1 protein-coding gene, 1 tRNA gene and 1 pseudogene are annotated in these 2,193 nt (G+C 49.2%); 1 reads left to right on the forward strand and 2 read right to left on the reverse strand.

Annotated elements, in window-relative coordinates; genetic code table 11:
* Positions 1-17: 17 nt before the first annotated feature.
* A tRNA-Leu gene (locus BWI93_RS13035) sits at positions 18-101 on the reverse strand.
* 134 nt (positions 102-235) lie between these two features.
* On the reverse strand, positions 236-1,474 hold the full coding sequence (locus BWI93_RS13040) for an ABC transporter permease (RefSeq protein WP_094811997.1): 1,239 nt from the start codon (positions 1,472-1,474) through the stop codon (positions 236-238).
* 219 nt (positions 1,475-1,693) lie between these two features.
* On the opposite strand from BWI93_RS13040, the pseudogene BWI93_RS13045 reads away from it, so the two are divergent.
* Positions 1,694-2,193, forward strand: a pseudogene (locus BWI93_RS13045) (asparagine synthetase B); the annotation flags it as partial.

Below are 2,193 nucleotides of genomic sequence, written 5' to 3' on the forward strand. Positions count from 1 at the left end.
CTAAGAGGGATGACCAGTACCCAGAGCCGGAGTCGAACCGGCATGTCCGTGAAGACAATGGTGTTTGAGACCATCGCGTCTACCGATTCCGCCATCTGGGCAACTCGCGTATTCGCGTTTGGGAGTGCAAGTATACACCTTGAAAAGGCCCTTTGGCAAGTTTTCCAGAGAAAACTTTTTGCTTTTTTGGAACCAGCTGACGTCCAAACGTTTAAAATGGCTTACAGCTTCGGCCTTATTCGTATCGCAGGGCTTCAATCGGGTCGAGGCGGGAGGCTTTCCAGGCGGGATAAAATCCGGAGAGTAAACCGACGATCACACAGACGATAATGCCAATGATCATCCAGCCCCAGGGCACAATGAAACTGGCGGTACCCTGACTGATTAACTGCGAAACCACGTTACCAAATACCAGAGCCAGTACCAGTCCGGCCAGTCCACCCAGTACGCAAATGACGATGGCCTCAATTAAGAACTGCTGACGAATGCGTTTGGGCGTCGCTCCCAGCGATTTGCGTATACCAATTTCCTGCGTACGTTCGGTAACCGACACCAGCATAATGTTCATCAGGGCAATACTGGCACCCAGCAAAGTAATAAAGCCAATCCCAAGACCGCCCAGGGTCAGTTGCTCGTTAATTTCCTTGAAATTCTGGGATACGGCATCGGCTCGTTCAACCTGAAAGGACTCCTCCTGTGTAATGGCATCTTTCCGGATGAGTCGCATCAGGCCTCGGGCTTCGTCCATGAGCAGTTCCACCCGGTTCAGGCCGGGTACGCTGGTGGTGATGCCGAACGACAAACTGCGATTACCCCCCAGTTGACGAGCCGTTTCAATAGGAATGAACACCTGACGATCATCCCCGCCACCAGTCAGATTACCCTTTCGCTCCAACAAACCGACAATCCTGAATTTCGAACCCAACACACTGATTTCCTTTCCGACTGGCTTAGTCGTCCCAAACAAATTCGTGGCAATCTCTGCTCCCAGAATGGCTACATTGGTTGAATTGGAAATATCGTTCGCCGAAAAATTACGCCCGTCCTGAATCTTGTAACTTTTCACCGCAAAGAAATTTTCATCCACGCCCGTAACCGACACGTTTGGATTACTCTTCTTGCTCTCGTACTTGATCTGGGCGGTTCCCGTAACCATGGTTGACAGGGATACCGTGGCACCAAAACCAAAGCGTTGTTTGTATTCCTGAGCTTCCCGGTATAGGATGGGGCCAAACACTTTCCGACGACGACCACCGATTCGAATGCCCATTTCCTCCCCTTGCGTTATATCAAAGGTGTTCGCTCCCAACCCGGCAAAGCTGTTATCAATACTACTCTGGATGCCATCAATCGCAGTCAGGATTCCAACCAAACTACTGATTCCAACGGCAATGATGAGCGAGGTCAGTACGGTCCGGAGCAAATTAGTCCGGATCGAACGCAGGCCTTCGCGTATGTTCTCAAGAAAATCCATGCATTAAGGGTACTAATCGCGTTGAAGCTCCTCGTACTGGTCCGCAATTTTAGCGACTTTGATTCTGAAAAAATTGATTAAATTGAGGATTCAACTGTTCATGCATCATCCTAGACTGGACGATTAAAATTTCACTAAACAGATCAATACGGCTGATCCTAACGTTACTTTCAAACTACTGATCAAAGTTCGTGGCTGTTTTTGAAAATTACTGCACCAATGAAACGACTAATCCTTCCGTTTATCCTTTTCCTGCTGGTTTGCGGTTCAGTACGGGCCTCTCAAATCCTGATTCCGATGGACGAGTCCCAGAAAAATCACCTGAAAGCCTATGGACTGACCTATTGGGTTCTGAAAAACTACGAAACGGAAGTAGAGTGGCTTCTAAACTACCGGGGCGGCAGTTTCCTATTTCCCGAAAATCAGAAATTTCAGAATGAACTGGTCATTCGGGGCATTTCCTACGAAGTCATTTCGGACGGACAAGCCCAGCAGATCCGGCAGGAATTGCAGCAACCCGACGTCAATATGGACGTGGTAAAGCTCCAGAAAGCCCCAAAAATTGCCGTATATAGTCCAAAGGTTAGTCAGCCCTGGGACGACGCCGTAACACTGGTACTGACGTATGCCGAAATTCCTTACGAGACGGTCTACGACGACGAGGTCATGAGCGGAAAATTGCCGACCTACGACTGGCTACACCTGCACCACGAAGACTT

This window comes from Siphonobacter sp. BAB-5385 (genome assembly GCF_002261125.1).
Taxonomy (GTDB): Bacteria; Bacteroidota; Bacteroidia; order Cytophagales; family Spirosomataceae; genus Siphonobacter.

What these genes read in the sequence shown, in the direction of transcription:
- BWI93_RS13040 (WP_094811997.1), bottom strand. Translation starts at nt 1,474, where the DNA reads ATGGATTTTCTTGAGAACATACGCGAAGGCCTGCGTTCGATCCGGACT.